Raw genomic sequence first — 22,902 nt, 5'->3', positions numbered from 1 at the left:
GCGTTCGGTTTAACGAACGCCTGTGACAGCGTCAATTCAGCCGCGCGGCGCGAGCTCCGGCCCGATATGCTCCGGCCGGAAGCCCATGCCGACCAGACGGGCAGGGATGCGCCGCAGCAGGGGGAACCAGCGCAGCAGCTCGAGCAGGAGGGGCGGCTTCACCGGGCCGCTGCCGGCGAGGATCGGCGTGATCACGCGGTTCTGGATCGCGACCTGCAGGGCCTGCGTCGCCTTGGTCGGGAAGTTCCGGCGCTCCTGCACTGCAGCGAGATCCTCACTGCGGACGCTCCGATCGCGCAGCGGCCCGGCGAGCCGGTTGGCGGCCGCGACAGCGTCCTGGATGGCGAGGTTCACGCCGACGCCGCCGATCGGCGACATCGCATGCGCCGCATCGCCGATGCAGATGAGGCCCGGCTGCCACCAGCGTTCGAGCCGGTCGACCGCGACCGAGAGCAGCTTGAGGTCGTCCCAGCCTGCGATTTCCTCAGCGCGGTCGGCGACGATCGGCAACAATTCGGCGAGGCCGGCCCTGAAGGCGCCGAGGCCGGCGGCGTGGAGCTTTTCCAGCGTGCCCTTCGGGATGACATAGGCGCATTGCCAGTAGTCGCCGCGGTTCAGCATCACGGCAAAGCGCCCGCGCCCGACCTGCCCGAAGGTCTGGCCCGCGTCGCTCTCGCGCCGCGACAGCCGGAACCAGAGCACGTCCATCGGCGCGCCGATCTCGCGCACCGTGAAGCCCCCGGCCTGACGGAGATCGGAATGGCGCCCATCCGCCGCGACGACGAGATCGGCCCAGATCGTCGCCTCGCCCTCGGCCGTCTCGGCCGTGACGGCGGCGACGCGACCGCCCGAGCGGATCAGCCCGGTCGCCTTCGCTCGCATCAGCAGCTTGAAATGCGGCAAGGCACGGCCGCGATCCGCCAGGAAATCGAGGAAGTCCCATTGCGGCATGAAGGCGATATAAGGCGCGGCCACCGGCAGATGGCTGAAATCCGCGATCGGCACGTCCTTGTCGCCGAAACGGGCGACGATGCTGCGTTCCTCGGTATGCGGCAGCTTCAGGAAATCCTCGAGCAGGCCGAGTTCCTGCATCAATTGCATCGTCGAGGGATGGATGGTGTCGCCGCGGAAATCGCGCAGGAAGTCGGCGTGCTTTTCCAGCACGGTCACATCGACCCCGGCCCGCGCCAGCAGGAAGCCGAGCATCATCCCCGCCGGTCCGCCGCCGGCGATGCAGCAGGTCGTGGCGAGCTCGCGCATGGTCTGTCCTCACGCATCGGCCGGTGTCTTGATCGCACCAGCTTAGCTCGACAGCGATGGCGACACAGCCGTGCAGCCGCTCCTTCTAGAGCGTCGGTCCGAAAGTGGAGCGCGGTTCCCGGAAAAGCCGATGCGAAATCAAAGGATTAGGTCATCGGATCAATAGGATATTCAGGCCGATGATCTGGAATTGACAGCCACAGCGCCCCAGCGGAGTGTTCCGTCACGGCATGGGGGGCAGACGATGGCTGCGCGATATGGGCTGGTGCTGGCAGGCTTTGCTGCGAGCTTCGTCGGGCTTGCCAGCCCGGCTCGGGCCGTCTGGCTCTCCGACAAGGGTGCTGTGGCGACGCTGACCGGTCCGTTCGTCATGGGTGACGACGCGGCGTTCAAGGCGTTTCTCGAAAAGCCGCGGCCGCAGCCGATCCGCGTGCTCTATTTGTCGAGTGGCGGCGGGAAGGTCGCTCCGGCCTTCGCGATCGCCCGAATGGTCCGCAAGGCCGGCATCGCTACCGTCGTCGATGCCGATGCCGCAGCCTGCTCGAGCGCCTGCACCTTCGTCTTCGTCGCGGGCGTCACACGCCACTACGTCAATGGCGACCATGTTGCAGAGGGAATGAGCGCCCGCAACGGGCTCGGCTTCCACCCGGTTCATCGCGATGGCGGGCGAGTCGAAGGCCACACATTCAGCGAGAAGGGGAGCGATCGCGCCCGAGCCTTTTATGCCGAGATGGGAACGCCTCGCGCCGCCGAACTGATGGACAAGGCCTCGTTCAATACCTTCTACCGGCCAAACGGACAGACGGCGTTGGCGCTTCGCATCGCCACGAGCCTGTCCGCCCCTTGAAGCCGCGCTGGACGCTTATGTCCCCGGCCGGTCGATCGTGAGCTTCTGGAAGCCCTTGCCGGCCAGGGCCGGCTTCTTCGATGACAAGATGCGCGAATTGATGCCCTGCCAGCCGATCTCTCCGGAAAGCCGGCCATATTCGATCTTGGGGCAGCGGTTCATGATGACGGTAACGCCCTTCGCCTCCGCCCGCTCGGCGGCCTCGTCATTGCGCACGGAAAGCTGCATCCAGATCACCTTCGGCAGCGGGTCGAGCGCCAGCGCCTCGTCGGTGATCGGGCCGGCCGCTTCCGAGTTGCGGAAGATCTCGACCATGTCGATCGGGCCGGGAACGTCCTTGAGCGCGGCATAGACCGTCTTGCCGAGAATGGTCTGGCCGGCGAGCCCCGGATTGATCGGCACGACGTCGTAGCCGCGTGCGAGCAGGTACTTGGTGACGATCCAGCTCGGCCGCGCCTCGTTGGCCGAGGCACCGACCAGCGCGATCCGCTTCGTTTCGCGCAGGATGCGGCGGATGAGCGCATCGTCATAGGAATCGTGGTTCAACGTGCGGCACCCCAAGAAAGCATAACGATATCAGTTTGTTGGTTCTGCGGGTGAAGACGGAGTCATCACAGCCTCGCCATGCTTTCATGCTTTACTGGCAACGGCACGGGATAGGCCCGGCCAGCCTGCTGCGAAGAAAGGAGTGCCTGCCATGTGCGACTACAGCCTGCATCATGTGATGTCCACTCCCGCCAAGGTCGGCGACGAACTGGTCTCGACCAGCTTCCCGAATGCGAGCACCCGCGGCTTCTGCGCCGTCGGGCATCCCGAGGTCGCCGTCTGCGTCATGCCGGGGACCGAGCTCGCCTTCCACGCCGATATCGAATGCGATCGTGGCCTGGGATTGCTGCCCAGCCGGAAGATCGCGGCCAGGGTCGCGCGCTTCCGTCAGGTCGATCTCGACAAGCCGCATCTCCACCACGATGCGCTCGAGCTGCCGAGCGGCGAGATCCTGAAGGTCACGAATCTCGTGGAAGGGCAGCGCCTCACGGTGCTGCAACTCCCGGCCACGCCTGAGCTGGAAGGCGAGGAGCGGGCCATGCCGGCGGAAGAGGTGCGGCAGCCGTTTATGATCTTCTGAGCGCGCCTTGCGCGGACACACTCGGCATCGCGGTCGGTCGGGAACCGTCGCGATGCCCCTTTCCGGTCCAGCGGCGTGCCTCGGCAGGTTCAGGATTGCTCCCATAGCGGCGCCCGCTTCTCCATGAAGGCGCCGATGCCTTCCTCCGCGTCGCGCGCCAGCATGTTCTCGACCATCACGGCCGAGGCGTGATCATAGGCCGCCTTGAGACCCATCTCGCGCTGCTCGTAGAAGGCGCGCTTGCCGATCTTGACCGTCGCGGGCGATTTCGAGGCGATCACCGCCGCGAGCCGGCCTGCTTCCGCCAGCGCCTCGCCGGCCGGTACGACGCGGTTGACGAGGCCCATGCGGGCCGCCTCGCTGGCGGGCACCATCTCGCCGAGCAGCAGCATCTCCAGCGCGTGCTTGGCCGAAAGGTTGCGCGAGAGCGCCACCATCGGCGTCGAGCAGAACAGCCCGATATGGACGCCCGGCGTGCAGAAGCGCGCCTCGCTGCCCGCGACCGCAAGGTCGCAGCTCGCGACGAGCTGGCAGCCGGCGGCCGTCGCGGTGCCCTCGACAGCCGCGATGACCGGCTGGGGCAGGGCGGTGATCTGCTGCATCATGGCCGAGCAGCGCCCGAGGATGTCCGTGAAATAGGCCCGGCCACGGTCGGCATCGGCGCGATGGGCCGTCATTTCCTTGAGGTCGTGGCCGGCGCTGAACACCGGCCCGGCGGCCGCGAGGACGATCACCTTGACCGAGCGGTCGGCGGCGATGGCGGTGAAGGCCTCGCTCAGGGCGGCCAGCATCGCCTCGCTCAGCGGATTGCGCGCCTGCGGACGGTTCAGGGTCAGGGTCGCGATGCCCTTGGCGTCTTCGCGCAGCAGGACGGCGGCGCTGTCCGGCTTGTGGTGGGCGTTCATGGCGCTCCCTTTCCGCATTTGCGCCTATTGTCGGAGCGCATCGGCCATGCTGCAAGGGGATAAGACCCGCCTCAGCCCGTGGTTTTCCGCATGACGCCTCGCATGACCGCCTCCGAGATCGAAGCCTATCTCGACGAGGTCTTTCCGCAGCTTCACCATGGCGGGCGCACTTATTTCGTCGAGGAGATCGGGCCGATGACGGCCCGGATGCGCTGCGATTATCACGAGCGCCATCTGCGCCCCGGCGGCACCATCTCCGGCCCGACGATGATGGCGCTCGCCGATCTCGCGCTCTATGCCGCGATCCTCGGCCAGATCGGCCCGGTGGCGCTGGCGGTGACGACGAGCCTCAATTTCAACTTCCTGCGCAAGCCGGGGCAGGCGGCGCTGATCGGCGAGGCGAAGCTCCTGAAGCTGGGCAAGCGGCTGGCGGTGGGCGAGGTCGGCCTCTATTCGCAGGGTGAGGCCGAGATGGTCTGCCACGCCACGGGGACCTATTCGATTCCGGCGGCGCGTTGAGAAGGGGCTGGCAGCGTCATTCTCGGGCGAAGCGAAGCGCAGACCCGAGAATCTCGTGACGGGTGGGGCGCCTTCTCGGCCGGAGATGCTCGGGTCAAGCCCGGGCATGATGGCAGGCAGAGATACGGTATCATAATACCGATTTTCTCAGGTATCTGAAAAATAGACGTTTTCCTCGTTCGAGCGCCGCGTCGAGCGCTTGACAGCCGGCTTTCCCGCCCCTATTGCCACACCCACACCGCCGCCGGGCTCTCCGGCGGCTTGTCCTTTTTAACGCAACCGAAGGGTGCCGCGATGAAGACCGTCTCGCTCAAGCCCGCCGATGTCGAAAAGAAGTGGGTTGTGATCGACGCCTCCGGGCTCGTCGTCGGCCGTCTCGCCTCCGTGGTGGCGATGCGTCTGCGCGGCAAGCACAAGGCCGCCTACACCCCCCATGTCGACTGCGGCGACAATGTCATCATCATCAATGCCGAGAAGGTCTCCCTGACCGGCCGCAAGCGCGAGCAGAAGAACTACTACCACCACACCGGTTTCCCGGGTGGTATCAAGGAGCGCTCTGCCAAGTTCATTCTCGAAGGTCGCTTCCCTGAGCGGATCGTCGAGAAGGCCGTCGAGCGCATGCTGCCGCGCGGCCCGCTCTTCCGCCAGATCCTCGGCAATCTGCGCGTCTACAAGGGCGCCGAGCATCCGCACGCCGCCCAGTCGCCGGAGGCGCTGGACGTCGCCGCGCTCAACAGCAAGAACAAGAGGGTCTGACCATGGCCGAGGTTCTTCAGTCCCTCTCCCAGCTTGGCGACGTCGCCAAGCCCGCCCAGCCGGAAGCTCCGGTCCACGTCAAGAAGGTCGATGCGCAGGGCCGCGCCTATGCCACCGGCAAGCGCAAGAACGCCATCGCCCGCGTCTGGATCAAGCCCGGCTCCGGCAAGGTCACGGTCAATGGCCGCGATCAGGAGATCTATTTCGCCCGTCCGGTGCTGCGCCTCGTGCTCAAGCAGCCGCTGCAGCTCGTCGATCGCGTGACGCAGTATGACGTCGTCGTCTCGGTCAAGGGCGGTGGCCTTTCCGGCCAGGCCGGCGCGGTGCGTCACGGCATCTCGAAGGCGCTGACCTTCTATGAGCCGGAGCTTCGCGGCCCGCTCAAGAAGGAAGGCTTCCTGACCCGCGACTCGCGTGTCGTCGAGCGTAAGAAGTTCGGTAAGGCCAAGGCCCGCCGCAGCTTCCAGTTCTCGAAGCGCTGATTACACTCTTCAAAAGAGTTTCAAATTCAGAGGGCTGGCAGAAATGCCAGCCCTCTTTTTTGTTCGCGCGGGCTCGCTGACGCCCGGACGGGGCAGGGGGTCCGGCCTCGGTTTTCGACATCTCCCGCACGGAAACGGCTGCGCCGCACGGTCCCTCTCCTGTGCGATGGGGCAGGCTTGCCGCTGACTGGAATTCAGTCGGGCGCGTCAATACGACCGAGGATTTGCGGGAAGGAAAGATGGAATAACCTTGGGAAAGACGGGCAGCAAGTCCGACCGAATTTTACAGGTGATTCAGCTTTCGCAGGCAGGAAGGGACAATCCAAATCGGGTTTCTATAAGGCAGAAGCTTGCAGTCAGTTACGGAATATAATAGGTTGAAATTTCAGTAATTTGTCGTGATCCATTTATGTCGGTGGTGAATTAAGTATAGATGCACGATTGATCTCAAAAGTGAAATTTCAAATGAGTTTGTGACGGGGGCGCCAGCCGGATGTCGAACAATCGGAGCAGTTATCAAAGGACGACTGTCGCCGCATCGACCTTCTGCGTTCTCGCGATACTGACGGGAATTGCGGCTTTCGCTGTTCCCTGGCTCGTCACGATCCTGTTCTTCGCGTTTTGTTTGGCGGCCGCAGCCATCGCCGGTCTCGTCGCGTTTGGCGGGATCATCGGTCTGTCCCGTGACGCGATGGAACTGCGCGGCCAACCCTACTACTCCAAGCGTCCGCGCGAATGCGCCGCCGGTGCTTTCGTTCACCTGCGACGGAAGCTGCTAAGCCTGCTTCCGGGCTCGCCGGCACGCTTGCGGCTCTGGCCGGGCGAGTGGGTCAAGGTCCGGCCCTTCGCGGAAATCGCGGCGACACTCGATGACGAAGGCCGGTTGGACGGTCTGCCGTTCATGCCCGAGATGATCGGCCACTGCGGAAAACGTCTCCGCGTCTTTCGACGAGTCGAGAAGATCCACCATTATTACGGCGCCACGGCACCTCATCTGCGGCGTTTGCAGGATGCGGTGCTATTGGATGAATTGCGGTGCGATGGCGCAGGACACGGCGGCTGCCAGGCCGGTTGTCAACTCATCTGGAAAGAGGCTTGGCTCGTCCCGAGCGACAGCGCCGAGGCGGATTTGCCTGCACCGGAAGCGGCCGACGCGTTGTGGCTGAACAGCTACACGAAGGCCAGATCGGCCGATGGCGAGGAGCGGTATGCTTGCCAGATGACCGAGCTGCCGGCCGCCACGACACGAATGAGCTGGCGCGACCCGAGGCACTACTGGCGTGAACTGCGTTCGGGCAATGTCCGGCTCGGCCCCTTCATCGTGGCCGTCGCGCTCGCGCTGTTCAACACCGTGCAGCGCAAACTCCGCGGTGCCGAGGCGCCCTACCGCGAGCCGACAGACCGCAAGACCAGTCCAAAGGAAGTGCTCGATCTCCAGCCGGGAGAGATCGTGCGCGTGAAGACGCGACGGCAGATCGAAGAAACCTTGAATCACGTGTCGAAAAATCGCGGGCTGTGGTTCGATCGCGAAATGCATCGGTTTTGCGGCGGGGAGTTTCGCGTCGCGTCGGTGGTGCGAACCATTGTCGACGAGGCCAGCGGGAAAATGCTGTCGATGGGCAGTGCTTGCATTGTCCTGGCGGGCGTGGCCGCGACGGGAGAATATCTCGGGCTATGCCCCCAGAACGAACTGATCTTCTGGCACGAGATCTGGCTCGAACGCGTCACGCGCCATTTGGAAATGTAGGATTCTGGCTCTCCAAGCGCTGATCGTTTCCGGTCATCCCGATATGCGGAAGGGCGGCTCGCAAGAGCCGCCCTTTTCGTTTCTAGTGTCCTCCCATCTCACTCTATCCCTCATCCTGAGGAATTGTGCGGCGGCGTCTCGAAAGAGGCTCCAGCGAGCTCCGGAGCCATCTGGAGCATCTTCCGGGACACGAGCCTTCGGCTCGCTCCTCAGGATGAGGGCTGTGAACGAACGCCGATTTTAATGGAGCCCGCCATGACCCGCCCCGTTCTTCTCGTCACCGGCGGCAGCCGCGGCATCGGTGCCGCGACCTGCATCATGGCGGCGCAGCGTGGCTACGATGTCGCGGTGAACTACCAGAGCAATGCCGGAGCCGCCGACGCCGTCGTGAAGGCTTGCGAGGCCGCCGGCGCGAAGGCGGTTGCGGTCCAGGGCGACATGGCGCGCGAGGCCGACATCCTGCGCGTCTTCGCCGGGGCCGAAGCCGCGCTCGGCCCGCTCAGCCATGTCGTCAGCAACGCGGGCATCACAGGCCGTTCGAGCGCACTCGTCGACGCCGGCACCGAGGTGATCCGGGAATGCATCGACATCAACGTCACCGGCGCCATCCTGGTGGCGCGGGAGGCCGCCCGCGCGCTCATCGCCAATGCCGACGCGAAGGGCAGGGCGATCGTCAACATCTCCTCGGTCGCGGCCGAGCTCGGTTCGCCCGGCGAATATGTCTGGTACGCGGCCTCGAAGGGAGCAGTCGATTCCCTCACCATCGGGCTCGCCAAGGAGCTGGCGGGCCAGGGCATCCGCGTGAACGCTGTCGCGCCCGGCATCACCGAGACCGAGATCCACGCGCTCTCGACGGGCGAGGCCGGCCGCGTCGCCCGGATCGCGCCGCTGATTCCGCTGAAGCGCGCCGCGACGCCCGAGGAGATCGCCGAAGCGGTGCTCTTCCTGCTGTCGGAGGCGTCGCGCTACACGACGGGCGTGATCCTGAAGGTTTCCGGCGGGCGTTGAACGGAGGCATCGGGGCGTTCAGTCGGGCCGCTGCCAGCATCCGACGCAAAAAAGAACGCCGGCAATGTGCGGCCGGCGTCGGAAGTCTAGGCGTCTGCTCCTCGCCGTTGCGATCGCCGCTCTCGTGAAGGGAGGTGTCGGATGGCGGGAGGACGTGCGGTAGCCTTCAGTCGCAGACTTCCACCTGCTTCATCACGCCGTCGATATTGGCCTGCGTGAAGTGGCAGGGATTGGCCTTCACGCCGGGCGAGTAATACGCATCCGTCGCCTGGTCATGGTATTTCGGGTATTCCTGCGGCTCCTGCTGCTGTTGCGGCGCGAGCTTGTTCTGCGCCCGTTCGCTTGCCGTGCCGGCGGCCGAAGCTGGCGAATGAATGGCGATGCTCCCGATGGCCAAGGCCAGGCCGAACGCTGCGGCAGCGAGTGTCTTGCTCATAGTACCCTCCGACTATGTTCTTGATAGATAAGCGCGATTTGCCCCCGCGGAGCTCGCTGGGACAGTTGCAGGATGCTCTCCGGAAAAAGACGATCCTGTGGCTTTAATTTGAAACCGCGTGGCAAATCGGGGGCGGCGATCACAATGATGTGCTCGCTTATCATAATGAGGCTTATGGACATCGGGCGGCCGCGTTCCGGGGAACGGCTGCGAATGGATCGGGGCGGCGCAGAGGTCCTTTGAGACGCTGCCTGATCGGCCGTGGCGGGCGTTGAGGCTGAAGTGGATGGCGGACCGTGCTAAAGCCGGTCGTCCTCGTTCTGACCGGCCTGCCATGCGCGTTCTTTTGACCCTGATCGCCTTCGGGATGATCGCGATCCCCGCCTTGATGATGCTGGCGCGGGAGGAGCTGCCGCGCGGCCGCCGCATCGGCCGGGCCCTGGTCGTCTTCCTTGCACCCGCGATCGCGCTCGGCGCCATCCAGAGCGTGCCGGAGCTGGACGGGCGCGCCCTCAGCTATCCGAATGCCTGGACGATGCTGCGCCTGGTTCTCAGCGGCCTCGCGCTGATCCTGCCCTGGTGCCTCTATGTCTGGTTCACGGCCCGTCGCTGAATGGCTGGATGCTGGACAGCTGCGGCGATCGCCTGGCACGGTCGGCATGGTCAGGCCGGGGAAGCATGCTTCATGAGGTTCCATCGCGGCAGGGCCGCAGGCTTGGTCGCCGTCTTGGTCTTCTGCGGATTCGGAGCGGCGGCGCAGTCCGAGCTTGACGGCGTATGGATGCACCGACGGATGCAGAATCCGCAGACCGGCCAGCAGCTGGACATGAGCACCCAGATCGACCCCGGTCGCAATCTGACGCTCGGGATTCTTTGCAACGCCGAGAAGCAGCTCAAGCTGGTGCTCGTGCCGAAGCCGGCCGAGGGAGCTGACGCGGTCGCCTACCGCATCGATGGCGGGCCGTGGATCAGCCAGGGCTGGCGTGGAGAAGACAAGCGCCTCGTCCTGGACGGCGAGGAGGGCAGGCGCGTCTTCGGATCGATGCTGCTGGCCAGCAACGGGATCGAGATCCGCATCGGCGCGGAACGCCCCGCGAGGTTCCTGGCTGGCGGACTGATCGAATCCGCGGCCAAGACGACCGCCCGCTGCCTGTCTCCGTCCTGACGGGCTGTATGACCGCCGATATGCGTCGGCGCCGAGCGCGATGGGCTTGCCTGCATCCCTCGGCGATTGACGGGGCGGGCGTCGTGGCTCATATACGCGAGCATGATCACGCATGTGACCCGACGTCGCCCGTATCAGGCCGCTCCGGCGCGCCCGCGATGACGCTCGGCTGAAGTCCGAACGCCCGCGACCGCGCCATCGAGCGCGGTTTTTTTATGCCTTTAGCCAGCTTGCCTGCCCAGCCACCGGGGGTCCCGATGAGCCACAATCTGAAATCCATCTTCATCGACGGCGAAGCCGGCACCACCGGGCTCGGCATCCGCGAACGCCTCGCGGCGGTTCCGGAAGTGGCGGTCAAAAGCATCGACCCGGACAAGCGCAAGGATCCGGCCGCCCGCAAGGATATGATGGCGGCTGTCGATCTCGTCGTGCTCTGCCTGCCGGACGAGGCGGCGAAGGAATCGGTCGCGCTGGCCGATGAACTCGGATCCCACGCGCCCAAGATCGTCGATGCCGCGACGGCCCATCGCATCGCGCCGGGCTGGGTCTACGGTTTCGCCGAGCTCGAGCCGGGCCATGCCGGCAAGATCGCCAACGCCAACCGCGTCGCCAATCCCGGCTGCTATCCAACCGGCGCCATCGCGCTGCTGCGCCCGCTCGTCGATGCCGGGTTGATCGCGCATGATCATCCGATCGCGGTGAACGCCGTCTCCGGCTATTCCGGTGGCGGCAAGGCGATGATCGAGGAGTTCGAGACGGGCGTCGCCCCGGCCTTCGAGCTCTACGGCCTTGGGCTCCGCCACAAGCACCTGCCCGAATTGCAGGCCTATGCCAAGCTGACGCGGCGGCCGATCTTCGTGCCTTCAGTCGGCAATTTCCGGCAGGGCATGCTGGTTTCGGTGCCGCTGCATCTCGATACCTTACCCGGCCGGCCGAGCGTGGGCGACCTCCACCATGTGCTGGCCGAGCGCTATGCCGGCTCGACCTATGTCAGCGTGCTCGGGCAGGATGGCATGGGCGGCAAGATCGAGCCCGAGGCGCTGAACGACACCAACAAGCTGGAGCTCAGGGTGTTCGGGCAGGACGATCTCGGCCAGGCGGTGCTGGTCGCGCGGCTCGACAATCTCGGCAAGGGTGCCTCGGGCGCGGCGGTGCAGAACATCCGCCTGATGCTCGGCCTGCCCGAGGGCTGAGGCGGGACGCCTTCGATAAGTCCGCGACAGAGAACCAAAGAAAAAAGGGCCGCTTGCGCGGCCCTTTCCGTTTCCACGGAGCCGGATGCTCAGCCCTTATAGGCGACGAAGTTCTGCTTCTGCTCGCCGAGGCCCTCGATGCCGAGCGTCACGACCTCGCCGCCCTTGAGGAAGCGCGGCGGCTTGAAGCCGAGGCCGACGCCCGGAGGAGTGCCGGTGGTGATGACGTCACCCGCATCGAGACGCATGAACTGGCTGATGTAGTGGACGAGATAGGCGGCGCCGAAGATCATCGTCTTGGTCGAGCCGTTCTGGACGCGCTCGCCATTGACCTCGAGCCACATGCCGAGATTCTGGATGTCCTTGACCTCGTCCGTCGTCACCAGCCAGGGGCCGAGCGGGCCGAAGGTCGGGCAGCCCTTGCCCTTGGCCCACTGGCCGCCGCGCTCGATCTGGAAGGCGCGCTCTGAGACGTCGTTGCAGACGCAGAAGCCCGCGATCGCCGCCATCGCCTTGTCTTCCGGGATGTAGGAGCCGCCATCGCCGATGATGATCGCCAGCTCGACCTCCCAGTCGGTCTTCGTCGAGCCCTTCGGGATGATCACGTCGTCATTCGGGCCGACGATGCAGTTCGGCGCCTTGTTGAAGAGGATCGGCTCCTTCGGGATCTCGGCGCCGGTCTCGGCGGCGTGGTCGGCGAAGTTCAGGCCGACGGCGATGAAGTTGTGCACATCGCCGACGCAGGCGCCGATCCGCGGCGAGCCCGAAACAAGCGGCAGCGATTCCGGCGAGAGCGCCTTGATCTTGGCCAGCGAGGCCGAGGTCAACGCCTTGCCGGCGAGATCGGGAATGACGCCGGACAGGTCGCGCAACCCGCCCTTCGCGTCGAGAAGGGCCGGCTTTTCCTGGCCGGGCGCACCGTAACGAAGGAGTTTCAAGGCATTTCCCCAATTCAAACGATATAAATGGCGCGCGATCTGACCGAATGCGCCGCTTGCTGACAAGTCCATCATCGCGCATGGCGATCCTGCGTCGCAAGGGCCGGAAAATTGTTGCCCGAATGCAACGTGAGCGGGCAAAGCGACATGACGCTACGGCGAGCCCCAGTGGCGGGCCCGGGGACCGAAGGCGTCAAAAATCCGCAATAGTTCGCATGTGAACGATCCTTTTTCGGCGGAAGCCGGTTCGCCCCCTTCAAAAATGGCCTTTTTGAGCGTTTTTTGCGGATTGCACTGCCGAATGCGGTGGCAAGGCGGCCGTTTTGGGGTGTTCGCGGCGGGATTGCGGCCTCAGGCGGCTCGGGTCATGCTCAGAATCAGGGGAGGCCGCAGCGCCTCGGACAACGACAAACGGGATGGATTCGATGAAGGGCCTTGCTCGCACTCTCGCTGCCACTTCGGTTTCACTGACCGCTCTTCTGGCCGCGGGCGCGGCCTCCGCCAGTTCCTTCGCGATCCGCAGCGGCCAGGGCGCCGAAGGCCTCGGCATGGCCTATGCCGGCGCGGCCTCGGGCGGCATCGGCATGGCTGCGATGGCCTGGAACCCGGCGACCATCACCATGTTCCCGGGCCGCAACAGCAACTGGAACTTCACCTATCTCAACGCCAACGCCGCCTACGACCCCAATACCTCGACGCGGCTGGCGCTGCCCGGCTTCCCGCTGAGCCCGATCCAGAACGGCACCGGCAATCTCGGCGGCGACGGCGCCTTCATCCCCGCCTCCTATTCGTCCTGGCAGCTCACCGACAGGCTGTGGATCGGCGTGACCACCGGCGCGCCCTACGGCCTGCGTTCGAAGCCCGACCATCAGGTCAATGCCGCGCAGATCTATGGCCGCTCCGCCAAGGTGCAGACCATCAACGTCTCGCCGACGATCGGCTATCAGGTCAATGACTGGCTCGCGATCGGCGCGGCGCTGCAGGTCCAGTATTTCAACGCCTCGCTGAAGCAGGCTGGGGGCATCGGCCCGAGCGCCGCACCGGTGATCATCGAAGGCAACACGATCGATTTCGGCTACCGCTTCGGTGTGACGCTGACCCCGCTCCAGGGCACGACGATCGGTCTGGCCTACCGCTCGGAAGTGCGCCAGACGCTGGAAGGCACCTTCCGGGCGCCGACTGCGGGCGTCATCCCGGTCAAGGCCAACCTCAACCTGCCTGACTCGGTGGTGTTCGGTGTCTCGCAGGTCATCAACGACCAGTGGCAGGTCCATGCCGGCGTCGAGTGGACGAACTGGAGCCGCTTCCGCAACATCCCGATCGTCAGCAAGACCGGCAGCGTTCCGATCACCAGCCTGAACTTCCAGTATGACGACGCCTGGTATTTCTCGCTCGGCGCGGAATACAAGTACAACAACGCGCTGACGCTGCGGGCCGGTGTCGGCTACGAACTCTCGGCGGTCAACGACCGCAACCGCACGATCTTCATCGCCGACAACGACCGGCTCTGGCTCTCCGCGGGCTTGAGCTACCAGGTCACGGAGAAGCTGAAGCTCGACCTCGGTTACACCTTCATCGACGTGAAGAAGGCCAAGGTGAACTACACCGGCTTCCACCCGCAGCAGAGCGCGGTGCTCTTCTCGGGCGATGCCAAGCCCTACATCAACATCGCCTCGGTCGGCCTGACCTATCGCTGGGACGACCCGGCCCAGACGCTCCCGGTCCATCCGGTCGTCCGCAAGTACTGAGCAGCCGCACGCGCGAGCTTTGCAAAGCCGGCCTTCGGGCCGGCTTTTTGCTGTGAGGCCGCGACAAGCTCATCGCGTGGCAGGCATGTCGGCGATGGGAGGGGAGCGGTCGTTAGCTCTATACCTAAAAGCGGACGCCGGAAGTGGATACTGCGGGCCGATTATCAGCGGGACAGGCGCGAATTTAAAAAGTCGATGGCGTCTCTCGTCGCCGCATCGGCGTTTTTCGTTCCTGGTTTCAGGAAGAAGTCATGTGCTCCATTCTCATAGACACTGAGTGCAGCAAAGCCGCCAAGGCGTTGTGCCGACCGTTGCATGTCGCGACCGACCGGCAAGGGGAATACCTGATCGGCGCTTCCCCAGATGAGAAGGAGAGGCGGCAACGAAGAGACGGGCCGAGGATGGTCGCTCGGGAGGGCGCCATCGATTAGGACGAGAGCGCCGATATCATCACGTCCGACCGACGCAGCCGAAGCAACCTGCGCGCCTAGGGAGATGCCAAGGACGCCGATTGGTACGCGATTGGGTTTTGCTTTAAGATGAGCGATCACTCCTCTAACGGCGAAAATCCAGTCCGGCAAGCGCTTTGCGTAGTAAGCCAGGCGTGCGTGGGCGTTTTCCGCTTTGGCAATCATGTCGATATCAGCCTGCGAAAGGAAGTGGACGAGGTAGACATTTAAGTCTGCCGCGTTAAATTTCCGGATGATCTCGCTGTAAGCTTTGGCTTTGAAGCCTTTGCTTCCGCTCAGTATCAAGGCTGCTGGGCACGACGGTCTGTCGCAGCTCTCGTAGCTCTCGATGATGACGGGTTCGTTCAGCGAGGGGACATCGATCTGGCGCCGGCCCGATTGCGCATTTGCTGCCTGCGCGATGCATAGGAGCGAAAGCGCAATGGCGGTCGAACGCATGTCAGCCTACCCGATGTTTTACTGAAGAACCCAGAAGCAGGCATTCTCGAGGTTGGCAATGGGTCGCGTAATGCCGTTCGGGCTGCGGCATTCGAGACTCCTTGTCGGCGCTACTGCAAAATCCCACAGCGCCGCTGCAGCTCTCGGGAAAATGCCGGCATGTCCCGACCGGGAATGCCGTATCGGATTCGAGGACCGGGGGAAGGCTGCTGAGAAGCGGAGGCCTCGAAGACCCGAGCGAAGCAGCCGCCGCTGGCGCCGTAGATGCCGCGCTGCGCGGCTAGACCGAGACCGATACGATAGGGAATGCTGCCAGCGCCATTCGCTCGCACCGGGCTTTGCACCACCCGCTCTTGCCGCGCGGCGCAGTCGTTGATGGCGTCGGCGAGACGGTTGTCCCAGTGGCAATATCCGTTGACTGATTGAATCCCAAAAAGCATTCGGGCGCATCTGCAATGCGCACCGCGCTCGACGGGTCGCGGGTAATTCTGCGCGGAAGCAGCCGTTGCGGTTATGACGAATAACGCGGCGATCGCGGCCTTAAGCATGGAAGCCCCCCCAGCATCTTTGCTTGGGGCAACTTTGGGTTACCCTCCCGACAAGTCAACTCGACGAAGGGACAAGTGAGGTGCCGGCTTTGATGGCAGCTATGGGTCGGAAGCGGTCACTTGCTGAATGTTAGTTCGCCACTTGGGTACTCCGGCAATGGTGCCAAATTCGGCACGGCCGCAGGTGCGGGGGCCAACTGGCGATGCCCGTGCCGGTCCAGCTTTTCAACAAGCCAAGTTGGAGCAAATTGGACGGTGGCATAGGCGAGGGCTACGGCGACAGCGGTCAATCCGAATTTCGCCAAGCTCCTCCGCAAGAGGCTCCGAGGCCCTCGATTTCCGACACGGCTCACCGCCCATGACAATGGAAATAGGATCAGGATGAGGGCCAGTGTGTAGCCGATCAGGATGAGGATTCGTTCGCCTGATAGCCTCTCTGCAACGAATTCTGCGAGGCCAAGCACTACCAGGGAAGCACCAATGGCGATCAGGGCACGGAGAAGCACGGCCAATGGTCCAAGCGATTTCGTGGCGCTTGGATAGCCGATTTGCGTATCGGATCGATTAAGCGATGGCGGTCGGTGATGTCTGCAACGGGTCGTTTGCCGACGCTGGTGAAGCCCCTAAGCTGCACGTACTAGCTCCATCCGTCGGGGGACGTTCTGCCTCGCGCTCTTACTAAATGGACGATTCTCGGACTTGCGCTCGTTGCCGGGGTGTCAGCGGTTGACACATTGGTGAACCGCAGCCTTCAAAGAGGAAGCGTGCCTCAAAAAATTCGAACGGGCTGGTTCTACGCTAACGGAAGCTGCTCGCGCTTTCTCAGCCACCAAGGAGCATTTGCGTTTAGTTTGAGTGATCAGGCTGTCGCGGCGATCAAATCTCAAGGCATCGGCTTCTTCACCGACATTGACGACCCGGCCAATCAAGCGACCCGTTCTTATTTCGACGGCGATTGGAAGGAGACGCCTGTCCCCACGTCGTTCTTTTCGGATGGATTACCGCTGAACCTGTATTGCGGTCGGGAGCATTCGTGGGCTTGGCCGCGCGGGATACCTGAAGCTCTGAAAAGGCCGGGAAGCTTCTATCAATGGTCAGGCAGTCTACGCGGAATGTTTGTCCTGCCCGAGCTTGGGCTGGTCGTTGGCAGCTCATCTGACCGATAGACCGATCTAGACCGCCGCGTTCGGTGAGTAGCTATTCGCTGCGAAGTTCCGCAATGGGTCGAAAGTAGACGAACCAGCCCCGACTTATCCCCGCGCTTTCCGTCCGGCTTATCCTCGGGCCACCTCATCCCCGAGGGGCAGCCATCCGGAGGTATGCCAGTGGCGGGATGAGGTCGGCGCCTGCGGGTGGAGTCACGATCCGCTCCCGGGAGGCTTCGGGGCACCGCCCTGGGGGTACTACGGCCCCTGTGCGAGGAGCTCGCTGGCAACGGATGGTGCGAGCAAGGACGCGACAACCCGATGAGGGGAACTGGCGTCCGAGTTCGCCTTTCCCGACCCGCAAAGCCATATAAGCGCGGCCCGGAGACTTAAGAACGCCGATAAGCGGAGCACCACGGGGCATGCGGAGGGTGGCTCAATCCCTCCGCGCCGCATCCTGGCTCAATGGAAGCGGCCTTACACCCAACCGCGCCTCGCGGCGCTCCGCTGCCCCTCACCACCACCGAACGCGGCGACGCGGGCGGGCGAAGACCTTTGCGCCGAGCCTCTGCCTGCTTCCCATCGCGAGCCCGAGGAGGGGAGGCTAGACCTTGACCTTCACATAGGTCCCCGGCGCGTCCGCCAGCGCCTTGAGCTTGCCGCCGCCGGGCTCGCGCGCGGCGATCGTCTTCGGCGCCTGCGCTTCCAGCCAGGCGAACCAATGCGGCCACCAGGAGCCGGGATGCTCCTGCGCCTTGTCCATCCAGCTCTCATAGGAGCCCTTCACCGGGCCGCCGGTCCAGTACTGGTACTTCACCTTGGCGGGTGGGTTGACCACGCCGGCGATATGGCCGGAGCCTGCGACGACGTGCTCCACCGGGCCGCCGAAGCATTGCGAGCCGATGAAGACGGAAGGGGCAGGCGCGATGTGGTCCTCGCGCGTCGCGAGATTGTAGACCGGGATCTTCACGGCCTTCAGGTCGAGCATCTTGCCGCCGATGACCATCTCGCCCCGGGAGAGCTTGTTGTCGAGATAGCAGTTGCGCAGATAGAAGGAGTGGTTCGCCGCCGGCATCCGCGTCGAATCCGCATTCCAGTAGAGCAGGTCGAAGGGGGCGGGCGCCTTGCCCTTCAGGTAGTTGTTGACGGCGTAGGACCAGATCAGGTCGTTGGGCCTGAGCATGTTGAACGCGCCCGACATGCGCGAGCCGTCGAGAAAACCGGTCTTCGCCATCTGCTCCTCGATGGCGCGGATCTGCTCCTCGTCGACGAAGACGGAGAGCTCTCCGGCCTTCGAGAAATCGACCTGGGTGGTGAAGAAGGTCGCGCTCTCGATGCGCTTGTCGCCGATCGCGGCCATATAGGCCAGCGTCACGCCGAGCAGCGTGCCGCCGACGCAATAGCCGATCGCCGAGACCTTCTTTTCGCCCGTCGCCTCCTCGACGGCGTCGAGCGCCGCGAAGATGCCCTCGCGCATATAGCTCTCGAAATCCTTGCCGGCATGGCGCGCATCCGGGTTGACCCAGGAGATGCAGAAGACCGTGAGCCCCTGCGCGACGCACCAGCGGATGAAGCTCTTCTCGGCATTGAGGTCGAGGATGTAGAACTTGTTGATCCAGGGCGGCACGATCAGCAGCGGCCGCTTCAGCACCTGCGGCGTCGCCGGCGCGTACTGGATCAGCTCCATGATCTCGTTGCGGAAGATCACCTTGCCCGGCGTCGTCGCGATGTTGACGCCGACCGCGAAGGACTGGGCGTCCGACTGGCGGATCTTCAATTCGCCGCCGCCGGCCTCGACATCCTCGGCGAGCATCTTCATGCCGCGCACCAGGTTCTCGCCGTTCTGTTCCAGGGTTTCGCGCAGCAGTTCGGGGTTGGTCGCGACGAAATTGGTGGGCGAGAGGGCGCTGGCGATCTGCTTGATGTAGAAGCGAGCTTTGTTGCGCGTATGCGGGTCGAGATCATCGGCCTTGTCGACCATGGTCTCGGCCCAGCGCGAGCCGATGAGATAGGCCTGCTTGATGAAGTCGAAGGTCGGATGGTTCGACCAGTCCGGGTCCTTGAAGCGGGTGTCGCGCTTGTCCGGCTCGGCGACGGGGGCGACCTCCTCGCCGGCGGCCCGCTTCAGCGCCGCGCTCCACAGGTTGAAGAATTCGCCGGTGAGCGAGGCCTGGGCCTCGATGATCTTCGCCGGGTCGTTCACCCAGCGCTCGGCGACCCGCCCCAGCGTCTTGACCATGTCGCTGGCTTCGTCGGCCTGCCCGGTCTTGGCCTGCCCGCGTTCGAGCGGTTTCAGATAGGCGGCCGTGACCTTGCCGTACTCCTCGAAGAGACGGCCCATATTCTGCGCGAACTGATCGAGATCCGGGGTCGGCGTCCCGGACGCGCCAGCCGCTTCCTTCGATCGGTCGTCGCCCTGCCGGCCCATGAATCGTTTCCCCCTTGTTCTGAGGTTAGCGCATCGCTCCCCATTTTGGTCCTATTAAGGACGCGGCCGGTGTGCTTTACCAAGAAAATTCGTCGAACCGCCGGAAGTCCTCATGCCGATCGAACTCTCCGTGAAAAAGCCGCTCATCCTGTCGGCTGCGCTGCTGGGGCTCTCCCTGGCCGGCTGCGTCGGGGAAGGCCCGGTCAAGAGCTCGGCCGAGGCCATCGGCATGGCGACGACGCCGCAGGAATCGAAAGCCTTCGTCCGCGCGACCCGCCCGGCGGAGATGGAGTATATCCCGGTGGGCTCGTCGATCCCGGTGGCGCAGCTTTGCCCCGGCCCCAATCCTCCGCCGGCCTATGTGCCCTCCGGCCAGGCCGCCCGCTTCAGGACGCCGCCGCCGATCCGCGATCCCAAGGATCCCTGCAAGCCGCGGGCGGGCTTCGAGTCGATCGAGAAGCAGCTCGCGGCAAAGCAGAAGGTCAACGAGGCGGCCGGCAACACGGCGAAATCCCTCGGAGCCGCGACGACGCCGCCGAAGCCGGCCCAGATTCCGCCGCTGAACTGACGCTCTCCGGGCCGTAAGCCCTGCGGGCAAGCGCCCATGCCTGCTCGCCTATTGGTCGAAGATCGCAATTTCTTGCGTTTTTGGCCCTGTCCTGAACAAAGATGCGGTGCTAAGCAGCCTTGGCGCAAGGAAGTGACCTTGCGCATGAGCGATGCCGCCGGCCGAAGATAGATCGTCGCGCGTCCGAACGGATGCGGCCGCGATGATCTATCCTATTGTTATCGCATCGGATTTTCCGGGAAGCGGATGCCGCTTTCCGGATCGGTGCTTCAGGGACCTGTTCGAGATGACCGATTTCCACCGCATCAAGCGCCTGCCGCCTTACGTTTTCGAACAGGTCAACAAGATCAAGGCCGCCGAACGCGCCAAGGGCGTCGACATCATCGATCTCGGCATGGGCAATCCCGACCTGCCGGCGCCCAAGCACGTCATCGAGAAGCTGGTCGAGACGGCGGGCAAGCCGCGCACCGACCGCTATTCGGCCTCGAAGGGCATCGGCGGCCTGCGCCGGGCCCAGGCGAACTACTATGAGCGTCGCTTCGGCGTGAAACTGAACCCCGAGACGCAGGTCGTCGCGACGCTCGGCTCGAAGGAGGGCTTCGCCAACATGGCGCAGGCCATCACCGGCCCGGGCGATGTCGTGCTCGTGCCGAACCCGAGCTATCCGATCCATGCCTTCGGCTTCCTGATGGCGGGCGGCGTGATTCGCTCCGTCCCGGCCGAGCCGACGCCGGCGATGTTCCCGGCGCTGGAACGGGCGGTGATGCATTCGGTGCCGAAGCCGATCGCGCTTGTCACCTGCTATCCGGCGAACCCGACCGCCTATGTCGCGACGCTCGATTTCTACCGTGACCTCGTCGCCTTCGCCAGGAAGCACGAACTCATCCTGCTATCGGACCTCGCCTATGCCGAGGTCTATTTCGACGAGAACAACCCGCCGCCCTCGATGCTGCAGGTGCCGGGCGCGATCGATGTCGCGGTCGAGTTCACCTCGATGTCGAAGACCTTCTCCATGGCCGGCTGGCGCATGGGCTTCGCCGTCGGCAATGAGCGGCTGCTGGCGGCGCTGGCGCGGGTGAAATCCTATCTCGACTACGGCGCCTACACGCCGATCCAGGTCGCTGCCGCTGCCGCGCTCAACGGGCCGGACGACTGCATCCGCGAGATGCGCGACATCTACCGCAAGCGCCGCGACGCGCTGGTCGAGAGCTTCGGCAAGGCCGGCTGGGACTTCCCCGCGCCGGAAGCCTCGATGTTCGCCTGGGTGCCGATCCCGGAGAAATTCCGCCATCTTGGCTCGCTGGAGTTCTCCAAGCTCCTGATCGAGAAGGCCGAGGTCGCGGTGGCGCCGGGCATCGGCTTCGGCGAGCATGGTGACGATTATGTCCGCATCGCCATCGTCGAGAACGAGCAGCGCATCCGCCAGGCCGCCCGCAATATCGGCCGCTTCCTGAAGGGCGCCGACGCGACATTGCACAACGTCATCCAGATGCCGAAGGCAGGGTAGGGCGGGGCGTTAGGGCGTCATGCTTGGGCCTGACCCGAGCATCTCCTGAAGGAAAGGCGCCTCATCCTGCATGAGATTCTCGGGTCTGCGCTTCGCTTCGCCCGAGAATGACGGTGGCGGCTTTGCACTGCCTCTGGACCCCGCCGCCAAAACATGGGAACCGGGGCGGTGCGGAAGGGAGATTCCGTATCGCGTCCGGGGCTCGCTTCCATGCAACGAAAAGGCCGCCTTATCGGCATCGGCTTCGCCGCTTTCGCGGCGGTCTGCCTGGTCGCGACCTATGATTACTCCAAGGGCCGCATCACCGACACCAGCTCCGATCTGGTCCGGGACGTCCTGGCGTCATCCGGCAATGCCCGCGAATGCGCGCGCGACGTGACCGATGTGGTTTCGCGGCGGATCCCGATCGGCACGGAGAGGGCGGAGGCCGAGCGCATTCTCGCCGATGCGACGATCGATCCGCCGAAGCCGTGGTTCTGGACGCCCGACGTCGAGAACAGCACGGTCTCGGAAGGCCAGACGCTGGAAGCGCTGCGCACGATCAAGGCGACGGCCTTCGTCAGCAATCTGCTGCGGGTCTATCTCTCCTTCGACGACGGCAAGGTGAAGCGTGTCGCCGCCGAGGTGATCTGCCATTTCGGCTGAGAGGCGTTGCGGGAGCCGCTGAAGCGGCTTGCCCGTCGGATCGGCGCCGCGCCTCTGCACCCGCGGCTCTGAACAAGGCGGTTCCGTTACGTCAGTCGCTGGGCTATCCTGCGCGAGGGCTGCTGCGACAGGTGCTGCCATGGAAGAGACGGACAAGGTTTTCACCGGTCCCATTCCGCAGATCTACGACCGGCTGCTCGTACCCCTGATCTTTCAACCCTATGCCGAGGACCTGGCGGCTCGGGTCGTGGCCGCTCGGCCCGCCCATGTTCTCGAGCTCGCGGCGGGGACCGGCGCTCTGACGCATGCGATGGCGGCGCGCCTCGATGGGGCGAGCATCGTCGCGACGGATCTCAACCAGGCGATGCTCGACATCGCCGCCGCACGGTTTGCGGGGGACGCCAGGGTCGTTTGCAAGCAGGCGGACGCGCTCGATCTGCCCTTCGCGGATGAGAGCTTCGATGTTGTCGCCTGCCAGTTCGGCGCGATGTTTTTCCCCGACAAGCCGAAGGGTTATAGCGAGGCCCGGCGTGTCCTGCGGCCGGGCGGGCGCTATCTCTTCAATGTCTGGGATGCGGTCGCCCGCAACGATTTCACGGCGGTGCTGCTGGACGCGCTGGCCGAGGTTTTTCCAGCCGATCCTCCGCGTTTCATCGAGCGCACGCCGCATGGCTATCATGATCTCGGAATGATCGAGCTCGATGTCATGGCCGGCGGCTTCGGGAGGCCGGCGATCGAGCGTGTCGAGAAGCGTTCCCGCGCCAATTCCGCGTTGGATGTCGCGACCGGCTTCTGCCAGGGCACGCCGATCCGCGGCGAGATCGAGGCGCGCGCCGCGCCGGGGCTGACGGCCGCGACCGAGGCCGTGGCGAGGGCGCTGGAGCGTCGCTTCGGCTCCGGCCCGATCGAAGGAGGCATCTCAGCCTTCGTCGTTTCGGCCGAGCGCTAGTCGTGCCGGAGCGATTTCGCAGGCCTGGCAGCGTTGCTCTCCGTTGACACGCATCGCGCCTCATGCGACCCCGC

24 protein-coding genes are annotated in these 22,902 nt (G+C 64.6%); 16 read left to right on the top strand and 8 right to left on the bottom strand.

Annotation, left to right across the window (positions count from 1 at the left end):
• Positions 1-36: 36 nt before the first annotated feature.
• On the bottom strand, positions 37-1,260 hold the full coding sequence (locus tag GY40_RS25075; protein ID WP_038368245.1) for an FAD-dependent oxidoreductase: 1,224 nt from the start codon (positions 1,258-1,260) through the stop codon (positions 37-39).
• A 244-nt stretch (positions 1,261-1,504) separates the two neighbouring features.
• Between GY40_RS25075 and GY40_RS25070 the strand changes: the two genes are divergently transcribed.
• On the top strand, positions 1,505-2,107 hold the full coding sequence (locus GY40_RS25070) for a hypothetical protein (protein ID WP_038368243.1): 603 nt from the start codon (positions 1,505-1,507) through the stop codon (positions 2,105-2,107).
• 15 nt (positions 2,108-2,122) lie between these two features.
• Here GY40_RS25070 and GY40_RS25065 read toward each other — a convergent pair whose 3' ends face one another.
• Positions 2,123-2,653 carry a CoA-binding protein gene (locus GY40_RS25065; RefSeq protein ID WP_248311276.1) on the bottom strand — a complete coding sequence of 177 codons (531 nt, stop codon included), beginning with the start codon at positions 2,651-2,653 and terminating at the stop codon, positions 2,123-2,125.
• Between the two features lie 151 nt (positions 2,654-2,804).
• Between GY40_RS25065 and GY40_RS25060 the strand changes: the two genes are divergently transcribed.
• Positions 2,805-3,233, top strand: a complete 429-nt coding sequence (locus GY40_RS25060) for a hypothetical protein (RefSeq protein ID WP_038368238.1) — start codon at positions 2,805-2,807, stop codon at positions 3,231-3,233.
• Between the two features lie 89 nt (positions 3,234-3,322).
• Here the strand turns inward: GY40_RS25060 and GY40_RS25055 are convergent, their stop codons facing one another.
• The gene (locus GY40_RS25055; RefSeq protein WP_038368235.1) at positions 3,323-4,138 is read right to left on the bottom strand and encodes an enoyl-CoA hydratase; all 816 of its coding nucleotides are present in this window, start codon (positions 4,136-4,138) and stop codon (positions 3,323-3,325) included.
• Positions 4,139-4,240: 102 nt separating this feature from the next.
• On the opposite strand from GY40_RS25055, the gene GY40_RS25050 reads away from it, so the two are divergent.
• The 5 genes from GY40_RS25050 (at position 4,241) to GY40_RS25030 (ending at position 8,650) form a co-directional block, all read left to right on the top strand.
• Positions 4,241-4,657 (top strand): PaaI family thioesterase, encoded by a 417-nt coding sequence (locus GY40_RS25050; protein ID WP_081925676.1) that lies wholly within the window; start codon positions 4,241-4,243, stop codon positions 4,655-4,657.
• Between the two features lie 294 nt (positions 4,658-4,951).
• On the top strand, positions 4,952-5,413 hold the full coding sequence (gene rplM, locus GY40_RS25045; protein ID WP_038368231.1) for a 50S ribosomal protein L13: 462 nt from the start codon (positions 4,952-4,954) through the stop codon (positions 5,411-5,413).
• A gap of 2 nt (positions 5,414-5,415) precedes the next feature.
• On the top strand, positions 5,416-5,895 hold the full coding sequence (gene rpsI, locus GY40_RS25040; RefSeq protein WP_038368228.1) for a 30S ribosomal protein S9: 480 nt from the start codon (positions 5,416-5,418) through the stop codon (positions 5,893-5,895).
• 493 nt (positions 5,896-6,388) lie between these two features.
• Positions 6,389-7,642, top strand: a complete 1,254-nt coding sequence (locus GY40_RS25035) for a hypothetical protein (RefSeq protein ID WP_081925648.1) — start codon at positions 6,389-6,391, stop codon at positions 7,640-7,642.
• A gap of 255 nt (positions 7,643-7,897) precedes the next feature.
• Entirely contained in the window at positions 7,898-8,650 is a 753-nt protein-coding gene (locus GY40_RS25030) for an SDR family oxidoreductase (RefSeq protein WP_038368820.1), read from the top strand.
• A 166-nt stretch (positions 8,651-8,816) separates the two neighbouring features.
• On the opposite strand, the gene GY40_RS25025 is transcribed toward GY40_RS25030, so the two are convergent.
• The gene (locus tag GY40_RS25025) at positions 8,817-9,086 is read right to left on the bottom strand and encodes a hypothetical protein (protein ID WP_038368225.1); all 270 of its coding nucleotides are present in this window, start codon (positions 9,084-9,086) and stop codon (positions 8,817-8,819) included.
• A gap of 334 nt (positions 9,087-9,420) precedes the next feature.
• Between GY40_RS25025 and GY40_RS25020 the strand changes: the two genes are divergently transcribed.
• From GY40_RS25020 to argC, 3 genes are all read left to right on the top strand, one after another.
• Entirely contained in the window at positions 9,421-9,699 is a 279-nt protein-coding gene (locus tag GY40_RS25020) for a hypothetical protein (protein ID WP_038368222.1), read from the top strand.
• Positions 9,700-9,771: 72 nt separating this feature from the next.
• Entirely contained in the window at positions 9,772-10,251 is a 480-nt protein-coding gene (locus GY40_RS25015) for a hypothetical protein (RefSeq protein ID WP_038368219.1), read from the top strand.
• 257 nt (positions 10,252-10,508) lie between these two features.
• On the top strand, positions 10,509-11,444 hold the full coding sequence (gene argC, locus GY40_RS25010; protein WP_051988497.1) for an N-acetyl-gamma-glutamyl-phosphate reductase: 936 nt from the start codon (positions 10,509-10,511) through the stop codon (positions 11,442-11,444).
• A gap of 89 nt (positions 11,445-11,533) precedes the next feature.
• Here the strand turns inward: argC and GY40_RS25005 are convergent, their stop codons facing one another.
• Positions 11,534-12,382 (bottom strand): fumarylacetoacetate hydrolase family protein, encoded by an 849-nt coding sequence (locus tag GY40_RS25005; protein WP_038368214.1) that lies wholly within the window; start codon positions 12,380-12,382, stop codon positions 11,534-11,536.
• 425 nt (positions 12,383-12,807) lie between these two features.
• Here GY40_RS25005 and GY40_RS25000 point away from each other — a divergent pair, with 425 nt between their 5' ends.
• Positions 12,808-14,130 (top strand): OmpP1/FadL family transporter, encoded by a 1,323-nt coding sequence (locus tag GY40_RS25000; RefSeq protein ID WP_162719956.1) that lies wholly within the window; start codon positions 12,808-12,810, stop codon positions 14,128-14,130.
• A 164-nt stretch (positions 14,131-14,294) separates the two neighbouring features.
• On the opposite strand, the gene GY40_RS27330 is transcribed toward GY40_RS25000, so the two are convergent.
• Complete coding sequence (locus GY40_RS27330) at positions 14,295-15,038, bottom strand: alpha/beta hydrolase (protein ID WP_081925647.1); 744 nt, start codon at positions 15,036-15,038, stop codon at positions 14,295-14,297.
• 110 nt (positions 15,039-15,148) lie between these two features.
• Entirely contained in the window at positions 15,149-15,586 is a 438-nt protein-coding gene (locus tag GY40_RS27820) for a hypothetical protein (protein ID WP_156116077.1), read from the bottom strand.
• A gap of 737 nt (positions 15,587-16,323) precedes the next feature.
• On the opposite strand from GY40_RS27820, the gene GY40_RS27815 reads away from it, so the two are divergent.
• On the top strand, positions 16,324-16,752 hold the full coding sequence (locus tag GY40_RS27815; RefSeq protein WP_156116076.1) for a hypothetical protein: 429 nt from the start codon (positions 16,324-16,326) through the stop codon (positions 16,750-16,752).
• Positions 16,753-17,335: 583 nt separating this feature from the next.
• Here GY40_RS27815 and phaC read toward each other — a convergent pair.
• Positions 17,336-19,159 (bottom strand): class I poly(R)-hydroxyalkanoic acid synthase, encoded by a 1,824-nt coding sequence (phaC, locus tag GY40_RS24990; protein WP_038368208.1) that lies wholly within the window; start codon positions 19,157-19,159, stop codon positions 17,336-17,338.
• A gap of 112 nt (positions 19,160-19,271) precedes the next feature.
• Here phaC and GY40_RS24985 point away from each other — a divergent pair, with 112 nt between their 5' ends.
• The 4 genes from GY40_RS24985 to GY40_RS24970 all read left to right on the top strand — a co-directional run bounded on the left by GY40_RS24985 (position 19,272) and on the right by GY40_RS24970 (position 22,828).
• Positions 19,272-19,727: a hypothetical protein gene (locus GY40_RS24985; protein WP_038368206.1), complete on the top strand. Its 456-nt coding sequence runs from the start codon at positions 19,272-19,274 to the stop codon at positions 19,725-19,727.
• A gap of 286 nt (positions 19,728-20,013) precedes the next feature.
• Positions 20,014-21,234: an LL-diaminopimelate aminotransferase gene (locus GY40_RS24980; protein WP_038368817.1), complete on the top strand. Its 1,221-nt coding sequence runs from the start codon at positions 20,014-20,016 to the stop codon at positions 21,232-21,234.
• A gap of 210 nt (positions 21,235-21,444) precedes the next feature.
• A complete protein-coding gene (locus GY40_RS24975) occupies positions 21,445-21,879 on the top strand; it encodes a hypothetical protein (RefSeq protein WP_038368203.1) in 435 nt (144 codons plus the stop codon).
• A gap of 139 nt (positions 21,880-22,018) precedes the next feature.
• A complete protein-coding gene (locus GY40_RS24970; protein ID WP_038368200.1) occupies positions 22,019-22,828 on the top strand; it encodes a class I SAM-dependent methyltransferase in 810 nt (269 codons plus the stop codon).
• Positions 22,829-22,902: the final 74 nt, after the last annotated feature.

Source organism: Allobosea sp. UNC402CLCol (genome assembly GCF_000745475.1).
In the GTDB taxonomy this organism is placed as follows: Bacteria; Pseudomonadota; Alphaproteobacteria; order Rhizobiales; family Beijerinckiaceae; genus Allobosea; species Allobosea spartocytisi.
This window is presented reverse-complemented; position numbering and strand designations above follow the sequence as displayed.

Coding starts and splice junctions, on each gene's coding strand:
- GY40_RS24980 (WP_038368817.1), top strand. CDS start 20,014: ATGACCGATTTCCACCGCATCAAGCGCCTGCCGCCTTACGTTTTCGAA.
- GY40_RS27330 (WP_081925647.1), bottom strand. CDS start 15,038: ATGCGTTCGACCGCCATTGCGCTTTCGCTCCTATGCATCGCGCAGGCA.
- GY40_RS25020 (WP_038368222.1), top strand. CDS start 9,421: ATGCGCGTTCTTTTGACCCTGATCGCCTTCGGGATGATCGCGATCCCC.
- GY40_RS27820 (WP_156116077.1), bottom strand. CDS start 15,586: ATGCTTAAGGCCGCGATCGCCGCGTTATTCGTCATAACCGCAACGGCT.
- GY40_RS25075 (WP_038368245.1), bottom strand. CDS start 1,260: ATGCGCGAGCTCGCCACGACCTGCTGCATCGCCGGCGGCGGACCGGCG.
- GY40_RS25050 (WP_081925676.1), top strand. CDS start 4,241: ATGACCGCCTCCGAGATCGAAGCCTATCTCGACGAGGTCTTTCCGCAG.
- rplM (WP_038368231.1), top strand. CDS start 4,952: ATGAAGACCGTCTCGCTCAAGCCCGCCGATGTCGAAAAGAAGTGGGTT.
- argC (WP_051988497.1), top strand. CDS start 10,509: ATGAGCCACAATCTGAAATCCATCTTCATCGACGGCGAAGCCGGCACC.
- GY40_RS25070 (WP_038368243.1), top strand. CDS start 1,505: ATGGCTGCGCGATATGGGCTGGTGCTGGCAGGCTTTGCTGCGAGCTTC.
- GY40_RS24970 (WP_038368200.1), top strand. CDS start 22,019: ATGGAAGAGACGGACAAGGTTTTCACCGGTCCCATTCCGCAGATCTAC.
- GY40_RS24975 (WP_038368203.1), top strand. CDS start 21,445: ATGCAACGAAAAGGCCGCCTTATCGGCATCGGCTTCGCCGCTTTCGCG.
- GY40_RS25060 (WP_038368238.1), top strand. CDS start 2,805: ATGTGCGACTACAGCCTGCATCATGTGATGTCCACTCCCGCCAAGGTC.
- GY40_RS25000 (WP_162719956.1), top strand. CDS start 12,808: ATGAAGGGCCTTGCTCGCACTCTCGCTGCCACTTCGGTTTCACTGACC.
- GY40_RS24985 (WP_038368206.1), top strand. CDS start 19,272: ATGCCGATCGAACTCTCCGTGAAAAAGCCGCTCATCCTGTCGGCTGCG.
- phaC (WP_038368208.1), bottom strand. CDS start 19,159: ATGGGCCGGCAGGGCGACGACCGATCGAAGGAAGCGGCTGGCGCGTCC.
- rpsI (WP_038368228.1), top strand. CDS start 5,416: ATGGCCGAGGTTCTTCAGTCCCTCTCCCAGCTTGGCGACGTCGCCAAG.
- GY40_RS25025 (WP_038368225.1), bottom strand. CDS start 9,086: ATGAGCAAGACACTCGCTGCCGCAGCGTTCGGCCTGGCCTTGGCCATC.
- GY40_RS25015 (WP_038368219.1), top strand. CDS start 9,772: ATGAGGTTCCATCGCGGCAGGGCCGCAGGCTTGGTCGCCGTCTTGGTC.
- GY40_RS25030 (WP_038368820.1), top strand. CDS start 7,898: ATGACCCGCCCCGTTCTTCTCGTCACCGGCGGCAGCCGCGGCATCGGT.
- GY40_RS25055 (WP_038368235.1), bottom strand. CDS start 4,138: ATGAACGCCCACCACAAGCCGGACAGCGCCGCCGTCCTGCTGCGCGAA.
- GY40_RS25035 (WP_081925648.1), top strand. CDS start 6,389: ATGTCGAACAATCGGAGCAGTTATCAAAGGACGACTGTCGCCGCATCG.